This is a genomic window from Coprococcus eutactus (assembly GCF_025149915.1).
Classification (GTDB): domain Bacteria; phylum Bacillota; class Clostridia; order Lachnospirales; family Lachnospiraceae; genus Coprococcus; species Coprococcus eutactus.
The window spans coordinates 3,072,623-3,088,546 of record NZ_CP102278.1; the positions used below are offsets into that span (position 1 = coordinate 3,072,623).

General features: G+C 45.6%; 12 protein-coding genes. 1 reads left to right on the forward strand and 11 read right to left on the reverse strand.

Annotated elements, in window-relative coordinates; all coding sequences use genetic code 11:
- The 9 genes from uvrA to NQ536_RS13615 form a co-directional block, all read right to left on the reverse strand.
- Positions 1–2,892, reverse strand: coding sequence for an excinuclease ABC subunit UvrA (gene uvrA, locus NQ536_RS13575; protein ID WP_044998290.1), 2,892 nt, complete (start codon positions 2,890–2,892; stop codon positions 1–3).
- A 94-nt stretch (positions 2,893–2,986) separates the two neighbouring features.
- Positions 2,987–4,975 carry an excinuclease ABC subunit UvrB gene (gene uvrB / locus NQ536_RS13580; protein WP_004852799.1) on the reverse strand — a complete coding sequence of 663 codons (1,989 nt, stop codon included), beginning with the start codon at positions 4,973–4,975 and terminating at the stop codon, positions 2,987–2,989.
- Positions 4,976–5,119: 144 nt separating this feature from the next.
- Positions 5,120–5,494 carry a hypothetical protein gene (locus tag NQ536_RS13585; RefSeq protein ID WP_004852796.1) on the reverse strand — a complete coding sequence of 125 codons (375 nt, stop codon included), beginning with the start codon at positions 5,492–5,494 and terminating at the stop codon, positions 5,120–5,122.
- Positions 5,495–5,961: 467 nt separating this feature from the next.
- Positions 5,962–6,732, reverse strand: a complete 771-nt coding sequence (gene trpA, locus NQ536_RS13590; RefSeq protein WP_004852793.1) for a tryptophan synthase subunit alpha — start codon at positions 6,730–6,732, stop codon at positions 5,962–5,964.
- Complete coding sequence (gene trpB, locus NQ536_RS13595) at positions 6,725–7,909, reverse strand: tryptophan synthase subunit beta (RefSeq protein WP_044998269.1); 1,185 nt, start codon at positions 7,907–7,909, stop codon at positions 6,725–6,727. The genes trpA and trpB overlap by 8 nt, the downstream gene beginning before the upstream one ends.
- Before the next feature lie 146 nt (positions 7,910–8,055).
- Positions 8,056–8,916: an indole-3-glycerol phosphate synthase TrpC gene (gene trpC / locus NQ536_RS13600; protein WP_004852789.1), complete on the reverse strand. Its 861-nt coding sequence runs from the start codon at positions 8,914–8,916 to the stop codon at positions 8,056–8,058.
- Between the two features lie 49 nt (positions 8,917–8,965).
- Entirely contained in the window at positions 8,966–9,979 is a 1,014-nt protein-coding gene (trpD, locus tag NQ536_RS13605; protein ID WP_044998268.1) for an anthranilate phosphoribosyltransferase, read from the reverse strand.
- An 18-nt stretch (positions 9,980–9,997) separates the two neighbouring features.
- Entirely contained in the window at positions 9,998–10,564 is a 567-nt protein-coding gene (locus NQ536_RS13610; RefSeq protein WP_004852786.1) for an anthranilate synthase component II, read from the reverse strand.
- Between the two features lie 263 nt (positions 10,565–10,827).
- A complete protein-coding gene (locus NQ536_RS13615) occupies positions 10,828–12,306 on the reverse strand; it encodes an anthranilate synthase component I (protein WP_004852785.1) in 1,479 nt (492 codons plus the stop codon).
- Between the two features lie 738 nt (positions 12,307–13,044).
- On the opposite strand from NQ536_RS13615, the gene NQ536_RS13620 reads away from it, so the two are divergent.
- On the forward strand, positions 13,045–14,424 hold the full coding sequence (locus NQ536_RS13620; RefSeq protein WP_044998266.1) for an MATE family efflux transporter: 1,380 nt from the start codon (positions 13,045–13,047) through the stop codon (positions 14,422–14,424).
- Between the two features lie 285 nt (positions 14,425–14,709).
- On the opposite strand, the gene NQ536_RS13625 is transcribed toward NQ536_RS13620, so the two are convergent.
- Positions 14,710–15,561: a hypothetical protein gene (locus NQ536_RS13625; protein WP_022058146.1), complete on the reverse strand. Its 852-nt coding sequence runs from the start codon at positions 15,559–15,561 to the stop codon at positions 14,710–14,712.
- A gap of 118 nt (positions 15,562–15,679) precedes the next feature.
- A complete protein-coding gene (locus NQ536_RS13630; protein ID WP_004852778.1) occupies positions 15,680–15,922 on the reverse strand; it encodes a hypothetical protein in 243 nt (80 codons plus the stop codon).
- Positions 15,923–15,924: the final 2 nt, after the last annotated feature.

The following is a 15,924-nucleotide window of genomic DNA, read 5'->3' on the forward strand; positions in this document are numbered from 1 at the left end:
TTACATGCCGAGATACCTCTTCAGATACTGTCCTGTATACGACTGAGGTATCTTTGCTACCTCCTCCGGAGTTCCTCTGGCAATGACTGTTCCACCGCCAGCACCTCCTTCAGGTCCCATGTCAATAATATAATCTGCGGTCTTGATGACGTCAAGGTTATGTTCGATAACAACAACCGTATTTCCGCCCTCGCTGAGCCTCCTGAGTATATCCACAAGCCTGTGAACATCAGCAAAATGAAGTCCCGTGGTAGGCTCATCAAGTACATATATTGTCTTTCCTGTTCCACGCCTTGACAACTCGGTTGCAAGCTTGATTCTCTGTGCCTCTCCGCCTGACAGAGTGGTGGATGGCTGTCCAAGCCTGATATATCCTAGTCCCACATCTCGCAACGTTTCTATCTTCCTGAGTATTCTCGGAACATTTGCAAAGAACTCACATGCCTCATCAACAGTCATATCGAGAACTTCATTGATACTCTTACCCTTGTATTTGACCTCCAGGGTCTCCCTGTTGTATCTCTTTCCTCCGCACACTTCACATGGCACATATATATCTGGCAGGAAGTGCATCTCTATCTTGATTATTCCATCTCCACGACACGCCTCACATCGTCCACCAGATACATTGAAGCTGAATCTTCCCTTGCCGTAACCTCTTGCCTTGGCATCCTTGGTTCCGGCAAACAGATCCCTTATCAGATCAAATGTACCTGTATACGTAGCCGGATTGGACCTCGGCGTTCTACCTATAGGTGACTGGTCTATATTGATAATCTTATCCAAAGCATCATAGCCAATGATATGGTCGTGCTTTCCTGCTTTAATCCTGCTCTTGTTGAGTCTTCTCGCCAGCTTCTTGTACAAGATCTCATTTACCAGAGAACTCTTTCCTGAACCAGACACACCCGTCACACATGTCATGATTCCAAGTGGTATATCCACATCTATATGCTTGAGATTGTTCTCATAAGCATTCTTGACAGTGAGCCATCCAGTTGGCTTTCTCCTCACATCCGGAACCTCTATCTTCTTCCTGCCACTTAAGTAGTCACCGGTGATAGAATTCTCGCACTTCATGATATCCTCTGCGGTTCCCTCTGCAACCACATATCCACCATTTGCACCGGCTCCCGGTCCTATATCTATGATGTGATCCGCAGCCCTCATAGTGTCCTCGTCATGCTCGACAACGATCAGAGTATTTCCAAGGTCTCTCAGATTCTTGAGAGCAGCTATGAGCTTGTCATTATCCCTCTGATGAAGTCCGATACTCGGCTCGTCAAGAATATACGCAACACCCACCAGACCTGAACCTATCTGCGTTGCAAGTCTAATTCTCTGCGCCTCACCTCCTGAGAGCGTGCTTGTACCCCTGCTCAGGCACAGATAGTCAAGACCCACGTCTATAAGAAAATGCAATCTTGACCTGATCTCCTTGAGTATAGCTGCGCCTATCATCTTCTGTCTGTCCGTGAGCTCCAGCTCTTTCATGAATTTTGCAAGTTCTGTGATAGGAAGCTCTGTAAGTTCAGCAATATTCTTATCTCCAACTGTAACAGCAAGGGCTGTGGGCTTAAGTCTCTTGCCACCGCAAACCTCACACGGAGTTATAGTCATGAATGTCTCATACTCAGCCTTAGTAGACTCAGCAGATGTCTCCCTGTATCTTCTTGCGACACTCTTCAGAAGTCCTTCAAATGTTATGTCATACACGCCTTCACCGCGCTGTCCCTTATAGTACACCTTAACTGGGCGAGAGTTCTTTCCATATAATAAGAGATCTTTTATATCCTGTGGGTAATCCTGAAATGGTGTATCCAGAGAGAACCCATATTCCTTACCGAGTGCCTTGAGTATTGCATTTGAATAGCTCTTGCCATCATTGCATGACTGCCATCCAAGTACCACAATGGCTCCATCATTTATAGACAGACTCTGATCGGGTATCATAAGATCCGGATCAAATTCCATCTTGAAGCCAAGACCTGCACATGTCGGGCATGCGCCAAATGGATTGTTGAACGAAAAGCTTCTCGGCTCTATCTCATCTATGCTGATTCCGCAATCCGGACATGAAAAGCTGTCTGAAAAATTGATGACAGCATTCTCCTTCTGAACACCGTTCTCATCCCTCTCCCCGATCACCTCTATCTTCATAAGACCTTCTGCGAGCTGAAGGGCTGTCTCTATGGAATCCGTGAGTCGACGCTCCACATCCTGTCTGACAACCAGACGATCTACAACTATATCTATGCTGTGTTTCTTATTCTTATCAAGTTTTATCTCCTCTGACAGCTCATACATACTTCCATCGACAACCACTCTGACAAATCCGCTCTTCTTTGCCTTCTCAAGAAGCTTTACATGCTCTCCCTTTCGGCCTCTGACCACAGGCGCAAGCACCATGAACTTTGTCCTCTCTGGAAGCTTCATGATCTCATCCACCATCTGGTCAACCGTCTGTCTGCTTATGACCTTGCCGCAGTTCGGACAGTGTGGTATTCCCACTCTTGCATATAGAAGTCTAAAATAGTCGTATATCTCTGTGACAGTACCAACTGTAGATCGAGGATTTCTGTTTGTTGACTTCTGATCTATGGAGATTGCAGGGGAAAGTCCCTCTATCTTGTCCACGTCCGGCTTCTCAGCCTGTCCAAGGAACTGTCTCGCATAGGAGGACAGAGACTCCATGTATCGTCTCTGTCCCTCCGCATATATCGTGTCAAATGCCAGTGAAGACTTACCTGATCCCGAAAGTCCTGTCACGACGACAAATTTGTCCCTTGGAATCTTGACATTGATATTCTTTAGATTATTTTCACGTGCGCCCTCAATAGTTATATACTTCCTATCAATATTCCTGCTGGCGTTGAAATAATCATCCTTCATGCTCGCATCCGTTATATCCTCCAGATGCTCACTGCGTTCATAATTCTTATTGTCTTCCATCTTGATCTAACCTTTTCTCTTTATTATTTATATTTCAGTCCTTATCATAATCTCTGAGTGCCGCCTTGTACACCTTGAGCTGATCTCTGATCTCCGCCGCCACCTCAAAGTTGAGGTCTGCTGCCGCCATATTCATCTTCTTGGTCAGCTTGGCAATAACCTTCTGAAGCTCCTTCTTCGTCATGGACTCAGCGTCCTTATCCTCATCTGGAAGCTCCTCCTTCTTCACCTCTATGGTTATGAGATCCCTTATGCTCTTCTCTATAGTCTTAGGGGTTATTCCATGTTCCTCATTATACTTCTGCTGTATCTCACGACGTCTGCTCGTCTCATCTAGGGCATACTTCATAGAACCCGTAATAGTGTCCGCATACATGATGACATGTCCATCTACATTTCGGGCTGCTCTTCCTATGGTCTGGATGAGCGATGTCTCCGATCTCAGGAAACCTTCCTTGTCAGCATCCAGTATTGCCACCAAAGTGATCTCCGGTATATCAAGTCCCTCTCTCAGAAGGTTGATTCCAACAAGCACGTCGAACACACCAAGACGGAGATCTCTCACTATCTCAACTCTCTCCATAGTATCTATATCCGAGTGCAGATATTTTACCTTTATATCATTATCCCTCATATAGCTGGTGAGGTCCTCAGCCATACGTTTTGTAAGAGTAGTTACAAGCACCTTGTGTCCCTGCTCAGTCTCCTTGCGGACCTCTTTGAGCAGATCGTCTATCTGTCCCTCAACCGGTCTGACCTCAACCGGCGGATCAAGAAGTCCCGTAGGTCTGATGATCTGTTCAGCCATGAGCATCTGGTGTTCTTCCTCGTATTTGCCTGGTGTGGCAGATACGAACATGACCTGATCCAGCTTCTGCTCAAATTCTGAGAAATTGAGAGGTCTGTTGTCAAGTGCCGACGGAAGCCTGAAGCCATAGTCCACCAGATTCATCTTACGTGAACGGTCTCCCGAATACATAGCACCAACCTGCGGCACTGTCATATGCGACTCATCTATAATAAGAAGGAAGTCATCACCAAAGAAATCCAGCAATGTGCTCGGTGTCTCCCCAGCTGATCTGCCAGCCAGAGGTCCTGAATAATTCTCTATTCCAGAACAAAATCCAGTCTCCCGCATCATCTCCATGTCAAAGTTAGTTCTCTCCTCGATACGCTGGGCCTCAATGAGTTTATCCTTTGACTTGAAATACGCAACTCTGTCCTTGAGTTCTGCCTCTATCCTCTTCAGTGCCTTCTCCATCTTCTCCTGTCCAACCACATAGTGGGACGCCGGGAACAGACAAGTGTATGTCAGATCCCTCTTTCCCTCTCCGGTGAGCGGGTCAAATTCCGTGATCCTATCTATCTCATCTCCGAAGAATTCTATCCTTATTCCATCATCAAATGTAGACACAGGAATGATCTCCAGCACATCCCCACGCACCCTAAATGTACCTCTCTGCAGATCCATATCATTCCTGTCATACTGTATATCTGTCAGCTCATCGATGACCTGATCCCTGTCCTTTATCATGCCCACTCTGAATGAGAGCATCTGATTCCTATACTCGTCCGGATCACCGATACCATATATACACGATACAGACGCAACCACGATGACGTCCTTCCTGTCTATAAGCGCCGCTGTTGCACTATGCCTCATACGGTCAATATCATCATTTATAGATGAATCCTTTGCAATATAAGTATCCGTAGACGCAACATATGCCTCCGGCTGGTAATAATCATAGTATGAAACAAAATACTCCACTGCATTATTCGGAAAAAATTCCTTCATCTCTCCATAAAGCTGCGCCGCCAAAGTCTTGTTATGTGCAAGAACCAAAGTAGGCTTATTCAGCTGCTGTATGACATTCGCCATGGTAAATGTCTTACCAGATCCGGTTACACCGAGCAGCGTCTCGAACTGATTGCCTTCCTGAAAACCCTTTACCAATTTTTCTATTGCCTCCGGCTGATCTCCGGTGGGCTTATATTCCGATACCAATTCAAAATGATCCATAAAAGTCTCCTACTCTAGGCTAAAGCCTGCATCTATTATATCGAACATTAGTTCCCATATCAAGTAAAAACACGGCAGTTGCTCAAGTTTATTTATCCCCTGAACAACTGCCACTATACTTCAGCTGTTTGCTCACAACACCTTCTATGCCGCTAGTTCATCCCTACCCAGGCTTATCTCATAGCAGCCTTTCTCATCAACAGTCACCACGACTCTCTCAAATCCTGTATAAAAGCTAAGGATATACAGATCATTTACCTTTGAGATAACCGCCTCAGCATTCATCTCCGCCAGATCCACAATGTTGTCTTTCAACACTCCCTCGCTTACTTTGATGATCTGCCTCTCCTTCTCCACCTGTTTCTTCTCCTGAAGCTCCTTATAATAAAGAAAGAGATTCTCCTCCAACGCCTTTGATCTGCAGCTGCATCTGTGAAAATAGCTGCCGATGATCATGTAAAGCATGTATGCTGTCTCCTGCTGTCTATGTGATGTCTTTTCTGTAAATGAATATCTCATATCGTTACCTCCATAATGAAAAAATCAAAACAAATCTAAACTGTATCTATAAGTTGTCAAGAGCTTCACCAGCTCACACCTCCATGGTGCCTGCTCCTTGGTCTGTCATTCTTCAGCCGATGACAGTCGCTGTGTCCGTATTCTTTGCTGCCCCGGTCACTGGGCAGATGCATATTAATTTGTCATTTGCAATCTGACCCATGCCCGAAAGGCAACAAAAAAAGAGTCATGATCGCAGACTTATAGCACTTGCTACTCATCATGTTCTCCAACTCTTCTACTATGAATTATTCAATTTTCATTATGGGTATCAGCAATCGCTGATGTATATGTTATATCAAAAACTAACTGAGGAGTCAACATATTTATAAATATATCTATAAAACACAAGAGAGCCAGATTTCTCCGACTCTCTTAAATATGCATCCACAAATGCATACCCAAATTAGTATCTATAATTTCCTACCTTATCGCATCGCATCCTTCATACTCTTCACATAATCTCTCACATAAGGCACACAGTCCTTGCCGTACTGGGCACACAGCTTGACGATGGCTGAACCGACGATGACACCGTCTGACTTCTCCGCCATCTGCTTTGCCTGCTCAGGTGTGGATATTCCGAAACCTACAGCGCAAGGGATGTCCTTCGCCTTCTTCACCAGATCGACCATGGCTCCTATGTCTGTGGTGATCTTGGTTCTTGTTCCAGTTACACCGAGTGATGACACGCAATACACAAATCCACTCGCATCATTTGCGATCATGGATATTCTCTCATGGGATGTAGGTGCGATGAGTGAAATGAGATCCACATCATACTGCTTGCATATCCCGTCAAACTCATCCTTCTCCTCGTAAGGAATGTCAGGAAGGATCAGACCGTCTATGCCGATCTCCTTGCATGTGCTGATGAATCTCTCCGAACCATACGAGAACACGACATTTGCATATGTCATGAACACCATAGGTATCGTCACTTTCTTGCGGAGCTTTCTCACAAGGTCAAATACCTTGTCTGTCGTGACGCCGCCTGCAAGTGCTCTTATATTTGCGCCCTGAATGACCGGGCCCTCGGCTGTCGGGTCTGAGAATGGGATTCCCAACTCGATGAGGTCTGCACCAGCCTCAACCATTGCGTATACTACCTCCTCTGTCACATCCATCGACGGATCGCCACATGTCACAAATGGTATAAATGCTTTTCCATGCTCAAATGCTTTTGCTATATTACTCATGAAGATCCTCCCCTCTGTATCTTGCGATGGCTGCTACGTCCTTGTCGCCACGTCCTGATACATTGATCACTATTATTTTATCCTTATCCATTGTAGGTGCCAGCTTCATGGCGTAAGCCACAGCGTGGGCGCTCTCTATCGCAGGGATGATTCCCTCAATCCTTGACAGATACTCAAATGCATCAACTGCCTCGTCATCTGTGATCGCCACATACTCTGCACGTCCGATATCGTGAAGGTATGCATGCTCAGGTCCGATTCCCGGGTAGTCAAGTCCCGCTGAGATCGAATATACAGGTGCGATCTGGCCAAATTCATCCTGACAGAAGTAAGACTTCATGCCGTGGAATATACCAAGCTTTCCGGTTGCGATGGTTGCTGCAGTCTCGAATGTATCAACGCCTCTGCCTGCTGCCTCACAGCCGATCAGCCTGACGCTCTCGTCAGGTATGAAATCGTAGAAAGCTCCGATGGCATTTGAACCGCCGCCCACACATGCCATGACGACATCAGGGAGTCTTCCCTCCTTCTCCATGAGCTGTGCCTTGATCTCTTTACTGATCACAGCCTGGAAATCACGGACGATCTCAGGGAAAGGATATGGTCCCATGACTGAGCCGAGTACATAGTGTGTATCATCGATCCTGCTTGTCCACTCACGGAATGCCTCAGATACCGCATCCTTCAGTGTGGCTGTTCCAGTCTTTACCGGATGAACCTTTGCGCCCAGGAGTCTCATTCTGTACACGTTGAGAGCCTGTCTGATCGTGTCCTCCTCGCCCATGTATATCTCACACTCCATGCCCATCATGGCTGCAACTGTAGCTGTTGCAACACCGTGCTGTCCGGCACCGGTCTCCGCGATAACTCTTGTCTTGCCCATTCTCTTGGCAAGGAGCATCTGTCCGATTACGTTGTTGATCTTGTGCGCTCCTGTGTGGTTCAGATCCTCTCTCTTGAGGTAGATCTTTGCACCGCCCAGATTCTTTGTCATTCTCTCCGCATAGTAAAGTCTGCTAGGTCTTCCCGCATACTCGTTGAGCATCTCCGTGAGTTCTCTGTTGAACTCCGGATCATCCTTATATTTCTTGTAAGCCTCCTCCAGCTCCAGCATCGCATTCATCAGAGTCTCTGGAATGTACTGGCCGCCGTGAACGCCAAATCTGCCTTTTGACATATGTTTTTCCTCCTGTTTGTTCTTTTCAGATGTATTTTCAAATGTATTTCTACACTTTTGTATTGTGTTTCTTCTATATAGTATAGCAATCAAACATATTATATTTCGTTCTCTACATTGCTTTTTCAGATGAGCCTGAATACTTCTTACTCGCCCTTCAATTCCGCAAACAACTTCTTCTTGTCAGGACTTCTCATAAAAGTCTCGCCTATGAGCACCGCATCAGTTCCATTTGCCTTAAGCCTGTCTATGTCCTCCTTTGTCTTGATTCCACTCTCAGACACATACACCATCTTCTGAGGGACGGAGGGGACAGGTACCTCCGTCCCCATATAGGTGGCTGGCACCGTATCCGGTATCAGCATTCTTAGACGAACGCTGTTCATGATGTCCACCGTAAATGTTCTGAGATCTCTGTTGTTCACTCCGATGATGCCTGCTCCGCAGGCTATCGCCCGTCTGACCTCATCCTCATCGTGAGCCTCAACCAGAGCCGACATCCCAAGTTCATGCGCAAGCCGAAGATATGAGGCAAGCTGCTCGTCATCCAGTATTGCGCAAATCAAAAGCACCGCCGAGGCTCCTATGACCTTTGCCTCATATATCATATACTCGTCAACTGTGAAATCCTTCCTCAGCAGCGGTATATTTACCTCCTTCTTTATATCCATCAGGAACTGATTGCTTCCCTGGAAATAAAACGGCTCAGTGAGCACCGATATGGCTGAAGCTCCCGCCGCCTCATATTCCTTTGCGATCTCAACATAAGGAAAGTCCGGTGCGATAAGTCCCTTGGAAGGTGATGCCTTCTTGACCTCACAAATAAACGATATTCCATTTGCCGCCAGATTATCCCTAAATGGGAACTTACTATATGGGTTGCTGCCGTTATTCGTCTCTCTGGCAACTATATCAAGTGCCTGTCTCTTCATCTCCTCAAGAGGAACCCTTTTCTTCTGTTCTGCCACACGTTCCTTTGTCTTTGCAGCTATCTCATCTAATATCATCTCTTACCTCTCTATACAACCTTCTATCACAGTTTGCGATGAAACTTATCTACTCATTTGTCAGTCTTACAAATGCATCAAGCGTCTCAGCAGCCTTGCCACTGTCGATCATGTCCTCTGCTACCTTTATTCCATCCGCTATGGAGTCTGCCTTGCCTGCGATGTAGATACAAGCTGCTGCGTTCAGTACAACTGCATTTCTCTTAGCTCCTTTGATCTTGCCTGACAGGATATCGCGGGTAATCTGCGCGTTTTCCTCAGGACCGCCGCCCACCAGATCCTCCTTGCTGCATCTCTCAAATCCGAAATCCTCTGGCTTGATCTCGTACTTTGTGATCACGCCATCTTTGATCTCTGCAACTATTGTAGGTGCGCTCATGGATATCTCATCCAGACAATCCTGTCCATATACGACAAGTCCCCGTTTTACGCCAAGACCAACAAGTACAGGAGCCATCTGATCAACAAGCTCCTCCTTGTATACTCCCATGATCTGCATCTGAGCCTTTGCCGGGTTGGTGAGAGGTCCAAGGATATTGAATACTGTCGGTATTCCAAGTGCCTTTCTGACCGGGCCTGCATATTTCATCGCCTTGTGATAAACCTGGGCAAACATAAAGCTCATGTTGCACTCAGCAAGAACCTTGCCCATCTTTTCAGGTGATATGGAGATATTTACACCAAGAGCCTCAAGTACATCCGCTGCTCCACTCTTGCTCGATACGCTTCTGTTGCCGTGCTTTGCGATCGGTACTCCGGCCGCTGCTGCAACTATACCACTCGTTGTCGATATGTTAAATGAATTCGCACAATCACCGCCTGTTCCCACGATCTCAAGAACATCTATTCCGTCATGCGGAAGTGACTCCGCATGGTCTCTCATTCCATTTGCACTGGCTGTTATCTCGTCAAGCGTCTCGCCCTTCATGTGAAGCGCTGTGAGATATCCCGCCGTTGTCTCTCCCGGCACCTGGCCGCTGAATATTTCATCCATGCTGGCATATGCCTCATCGTATGTAAGATCCTGTCCTGCTGCTACCTTCTTAAGAGTTTCCTGTATCATCGCCATATCCTCCTTATTTTATATCTCTAAAAAATTCCTGAGCATTATCTTGCCCTTCGGTGTCAATATCGACTCCGGATGGAACTGAACTCCGTACACCTCGTGATCCCTGTGTTTTACTGCCATGATCTCTCCATCCTCCGTTCTTGCTGTGACCTCCAGACATTCTGGGAAATTCTCATCTGCTGCTGCCAGTGAATGATATCTGGCAACCTGTATCTTGCTCTGAAGTCCTCTGAACAATCTGCAGTTCAGATCCACATCAACCAGCGACATCTTTCCATGCATAAGTTTCTTTGCATATGTGACTGTCGCACCATATGTCTCACAAATCGCCTGATGTCCGAGACACACGCCAAGGATTGGTACTTTTCCTGCAAAATATCTCACCGCATCCTCACACATTCCCGCATCCGAAGGTCTTCCGGGTCCCGGTGAGATTATTATGTGATCCGGATTCATCGCTTCAATCTCCTCACAGGTGAACTCATCATTTCTTATGACCTTTATATCCGGATTTATTGCCCCCACAAGCTGATACAGGTTGTAGGAGAAGCTGTCGTAATTGTCTATAAGTATTGTCATATATTTTGTCCTCCTTATATGTATTGTGCATGCGCATGAAAGGCGCTCCGCGCGGCGCATGCATTATCATAAGGAATCTCCCGCATGCGGGTCCTCCTTATTTTTATTGTGCATTCGCATGAAAGGCGCTCCGCGCGGCGCATGCATTATCACAAGGAATCTCCCGCATGCGGGTCCTCCTTATTTTTATTGTGCATTCGCATGAAAGGCGCTCCGCGCGGCGCATGCATTATCACAAGGAATCTCCCGCATGCGGGTCCTCCTTATGATATATCTTGGCTCATTGTGAGTGCTGTCGTAACTGCCTTTGCCTTGTTGATACATTCCTGGAACTCATTTGCCGGAACACTGTCTGCTACAATTCCCGCTCCCGATCTGACAAATACCTTGTCACCCTTTTTGTATGCGATCCTTATGGCTATACATGTATCAAGATTCCCTGTGAAATCTATGTATCCTATGGCACCGCCATATATTCCTCTCTTGTTGTCCTCCAGCTCGTTGATGATCTGACACGCTCTGATCTTCGGTGCTCCTGAGAGGGTTCCGGCCGGAAGTACCGCATCCACGGCTGACAGCTCATCGTATCTGCTGTCGTCGATCTCCCCCCTGACTGTTGAACCTATATGCATTACATGTGAGTACCTCTGAACCTTCATGTACTGCTCAACCTCAACAGTTCCGAACTTGCTTATCTTGCCAAGATCATTTCTTCCGAGATCCACCAGCATGTTGTGCTCCGCCAGCTCCTTCTCATCCGCCATAAGTCCGGCCTCAAGTCTCATATCCTCTTCCTTTGTCTTTCCCCTTGGTCTCGTTCCAGCAAGTGGAAATGTGTGAAGCATGCCATTTTCAAGCTTTACCAGTGTCTCAGGCGATGCGCCCGCAACCTCTATCTGGTCGCCGCTGAAGTAGAACATATACGGAGAAGGATTTGTGCTTCTGAGAATCCTGTACGTGTTGAACAGCGATCCCTCCATCTCAGCCTCAAGTCTGTTGGACAGAACCACCTGGAAGATATCTCCCTCGAATATGTACCTCTTTGCCCTCTCAACCATGCTGCAATACTTCTCTTTGTCAAACAGCGGCTTGAAATCACTCTTCATCTTAACCGGCTCTATCTCCGCCATCTCTCCATCGAGGATGAGCTTCTTCATATCTTCTATATCAGCAAGTGCATTTGCATATCCGGCTTCTATATCGGACGTGTCAGCATTTGCAATGAGAATCAGCTTTGACTTGAAATTGTCAAATGCAATGACCTTGTCAAATAACATCAGATCAAGATCCTGGAATCCTTCATCATCCTCGGCATCGATCACAAGCTTCTTCTCACTGTACTTTATGTAATCATATGAGAAGTAACCGACAAAACCTCCTGTAAATGTTGGAAGTCCTTCTATCTTCGGACTCCTGTAATCCTTGAGTATCTCTCTGATGAATACCTCAGGATGAATATCGTCCGCTTCCTTTATCACATTTCCATCTATATCCTTGAGCTGTATGTGCCCATTCATGCATGTGACATCAAGCTTCGGATTGTAACCAAGAAATGTGTACCGTCCCCACACCTCCTGATTCTCCACGCTCTCAAGTATGTAACAGTGCTCATTTGCCGCTTTCAGCTTTCTGAGTAAGTTGATAGGTGTGATCACATCCGATAACATCTCACAGCACACCGGAACCATCCTGTATCCGTCTGCCGCATATTTCTTTGCCTCGCTAAGTTCTGGTCTTATCATGTCTCATCCTCCTTATTTTTGAACACTATCATGCATTCAATAAATTTCCCTGTGCTCATCTCTTTCATATATGTCTATCAGGCTATCGTCAAAGGATCTATCAAATGTCACATGTCTTTCTGCAAACTAAAAAAGCACCACAGGACATAAAAAAAATTCCTTATCCTACTAACATTAGGACAAGAAATCTAATCTCCTGCGGTGCCACCTAATTTCATCAATAAATAAAAAAAAATATATATAAATAATTTATATATATTTATATATATCGATGCCCTCGACCATATACAATCATATATGTACCTTCTATAACGGTAGGTCTCCGTCTCCCCTACTTGAATCTCAAATCTTTCGGTTTGCCCTCACAAGTCCATTCACCTGCACTCCCATCGCTGCAATCACACCACCTGCAACTCTCTGAACATGTTATATGCCGCTACTCCTCTTGATCAACGGTTTATCTTATATCTGTAACCATAATGCGCTTTCCTAGTAAATTTGTCAAGATTAAATTTTCAAGTTTCTGCCATATTTTCACTTGTTTTTTACTGTTTGCCGCATATTTACTGGACTTTTTCCACTTATCATTTATTTTATACTTTCTTAATTATTTCCTGATTGACTACTTCACCCAACTGAAATATCCTAGGGGACGGAGGGGACAGGTATCTCCGTCCCCATGATGAGCGACGAAGTTTTCAGCAGATTTTATAAAGTTATCAACATTAAGGAGTAGTTATGAACACAAGTACAATTTCTTCAAATTCCGAAGAGAGGATGGGCACGGCGCCGATATTTAAACTTATGCTCTCCATGGGCATTCCGACATTTGTGGCGCAGCTCATCAATCTCTTATACAACATAGTGGACAGAATATACATAGGACATATCCCGGAGATAGGCGCAGCATCCCTCACAGGAATCGGACTGTGTCTCCCGATCATCACCCTTGTAAGTGCATTCAGCGTGTTCGTGGGCGCGGGCGGAGCACCTCTGGCTTCCATTGCTCTTGGTAAAGGCGACAGGGACAAGGCACAGCGCATCCTGTCAAATGGCGTAACCCTGCTCATCATATTTACAGTTATTGTTATGGCTGTCATCTACACATTGAAGAAGCCGCTTCTGTATTTCTTCGGTGCCAGCGATGCCACCTATCCACATGCCGATGACTATCTGAGCATTTACCTTATAGGCACTATATTTGTCATGATCACCACCGGACTGAACACATTTATCACAGCCCAGGGGCAGGCAAAGACAGCCATGGCTTCAGTACTCATAGGTGCGATATGCAACATCATTCTCGATCCGATATTCATATTTGCACTGAACCTCGGAATCAAGGGTGCGGCCATAGCAACCGTCATATCCCAAGCGATAAGCGCGGCATGGGTTATCAGATTTCTGACATCCGACAAGGCTAGTCTTCGCATATCAGCGCAGATGATGCGCCCGCAGGGCAAATTGATACTGTCCATCGCAGCTCTCGGTGTGTCACCATTTATCATGCAGGTCACGGAGAGCCTTATAACCATCGTGTTCACACATGGACTCCAGAAGTACGGCGATGACCTGTACGTGGGATCGTTCACCATACTTCAGAGTATCATGCAGATTATATTTATCCCGATGAGCGGCTTCTCACAGGGAGTCCAGCCCATCATCAGCTACAACTACGGCAAGGGCAATGTAGCCAGAGTGAAGAAGACATGTACCATACTGATAACCATGTCCATCATAGTGTCATTTGTCCTGGCCGGCGCAGCATTCCTGTTCCCGTCTATGGCTGCCGGAATATTTACCTCGGATGAATCCCTCAAAGCACTCTGTGCAAAGGTTCTTCCGATATACATATTCGGAATGATGTTCTTTGGCATACAGAACGGATGTCAGCAGTCCTTCATATCCATGGGTCAGGCAGGCAAATCCCTTATATTTGCACTGCTGAGAAAGGTCATACTGATAATCCCACTCGCGATCATCCTGCCATACTGCACACACTCAGTCATGAGCATTTACTACGCCGAGCCTATCAGCGACATAGTATCCGCCTTCTCCTGCGGCGCGACATTCCTGCTGACATTTAAGTCAATGATGAAAGGCGCAGGGCAGAAGTAGTTATATCATTTGCACTTAAATATTTCAATATTACAAATTTTCCTTCTAAGCAGCATCGTTCCCACCACGCACGACACGATCCCCGTGATCGGGAATGCCCACCATATCAGTGATACATCTGCCTGACCGCCTAAGTTAGTTGGACTTACGCTGAAAAGCTACACACTAGAAAATTTTTTATATACACATAAAAAGCGAGTGACAAAACTGGATTTACGCAATCTTTGCCACTCGCTTTCGATGTGTATTATACTTTCTGTTCTTAAAAAAGTAAAGTTCTAAAATTTATAATGGACTGAACATGTTATCCAGAATATCCTGATAATTTCTGTCTCCAAGAGTCTCTATGGCTATTGTCATCGCGTACTTTCCGTCATCTGATCTTACTATTACATTTGTCAGAGAGTACTCTGTTCCGGACATATCAGCCGTTGCTGTACATATGTAATGCTCTTCACCAAATACTGTACACTTGGAATAACCAGTCTCGATATTGCTTGCTTCAGCACCAATTCTACTTGCTGTAGATGTAACAACAGTATCCATCTGAGCAACAGTTGCCTTTGCTACTGTCTCCTCATCAGCCCACACATCATAACCGTAATTTCCGCCACCCTTAGGGGACTTTATTTTGAGCAGAATATAGTGTGTACCATCATTTGCACAGAATGCATAATCGTTTCCTACCGTAAAGCTATTATCCAGATTATCCAATGCCCTCTGCACAGTCTCATTGCTATTGGAATCCTCCACAACCTCAGAGATATCGGTAGCAGACAGTAATGAACCTCTTGTCTGAATTCCATAGCTTCCTTCAAGGTTGATCTTAAATCCAAAATACGAATTCTCATAACCATTCTTGGTGTATACACCTACTATTGAAGGATCAGCCTCTGCCTCTTCACTGTCCTCTGTATCTTCCGCTGTGTCCTCCTCATCAATGGCGACCGAACTATCCTCAGTATCATCCGCTGTGTCCTGGATCTCAGTATCCTGCTCCTCTGTTGCTACTTCTGTCACAGACTCTGTCGTAGCGCTGGCTGCTGTAGTGTCAGAATTGTCACTTCCACCACAACCCGTCAGTATCAATCCCATCACCATTGCTGCAACTACAATATAGCTTGTTCCCTTTTTCATAATACTCATTTCCTCCTGAATGTTTAATTTTGCAATGACTTCATTATAAGAAAATGCCGGTGTCATTCAAGCTAATTGTAGTTGCAGATCTCGCAACCGGTGGTTGCAGACCTTGATTTTACTGGATTTTATATGCGTCCACCATATACAGGGAATCCGCTGCTGGCACCATAGCCTGTGCAGTGTCAACATGTCTGTAACCTATCCTTATAACTCTATAAAATAAAAATCTGTGTACTATTTTATCAAGTACACAGACCTCTTTAATCCAATATCTATGCATGGATTTTTCTATAATCTTCAGCCCACCATATTTATCTTTTTCTGTTATCTTCTGTCTGATGGAGATAATTTTATCCACCG

Bases quoted from the DNA above. Each gene is read 5' to 3' on its own strand.
- uvrA (WP_044998290.1), bottom strand. From the start codon at position 2,892: ATGAAGGATGATTATTTCAACGCCAGCAGGAATATTGATAGGAAGTAT.
- uvrB (WP_004852799.1), bottom strand. From the start codon at position 4,975: ATGGATCATTTTGAATTGGTATCGGAATATAAGCCCACCGGAGATCAG.
- NQ536_RS13585 (WP_004852796.1), bottom strand. From the start codon at position 5,494: ATGAGATATTCATTTACAGAAAAGACATCACATAGACAGCAGGAGACA.
- trpA (WP_004852793.1), bottom strand. From the start codon at position 6,732: ATGAGTAATATAGCAAAAGCATTTGAGCATGGAAAAGCATTTATACCA.
- trpB (WP_044998269.1), bottom strand. From the start codon at position 7,909: ATGTCAAAAGGCAGATTTGGCGTTCACGGCGGCCAGTACATTCCAGAG.
- trpC (WP_004852789.1), bottom strand. From the start codon at position 8,916: ATGATATTAGATGAGATAGCTGCAAAGACAAAGGAACGTGTGGCAGAA.
- trpD (WP_044998268.1), bottom strand. From the start codon at position 9,979: ATGATACAGGAAACTCTTAAGAAGGTAGCAGCAGGACAGGATCTTACA.
- NQ536_RS13610 (WP_004852786.1), bottom strand. From the start codon at position 10,564: ATGACAATACTTATAGACAATTACGACAGCTTCTCCTACAACCTGTAT.
- NQ536_RS13615 (WP_004852785.1), bottom strand. From the start codon at position 12,306: ATGATAAGACCAGAACTTAGCGAGGCAAAGAAATATGCGGCAGACGGA.
- NQ536_RS13620 (WP_044998266.1), top strand. From the start codon at position 13,045: ATGAACACAAGTACAATTTCTTCAAATTCCGAAGAGAGGATGGGCACG.
- NQ536_RS13625 (WP_022058146.1), bottom strand. From the start codon at position 15,561: ATGAAAAAGGGAACAAGCTATATTGTAGTTGCAGCAATGGTGATGGGA.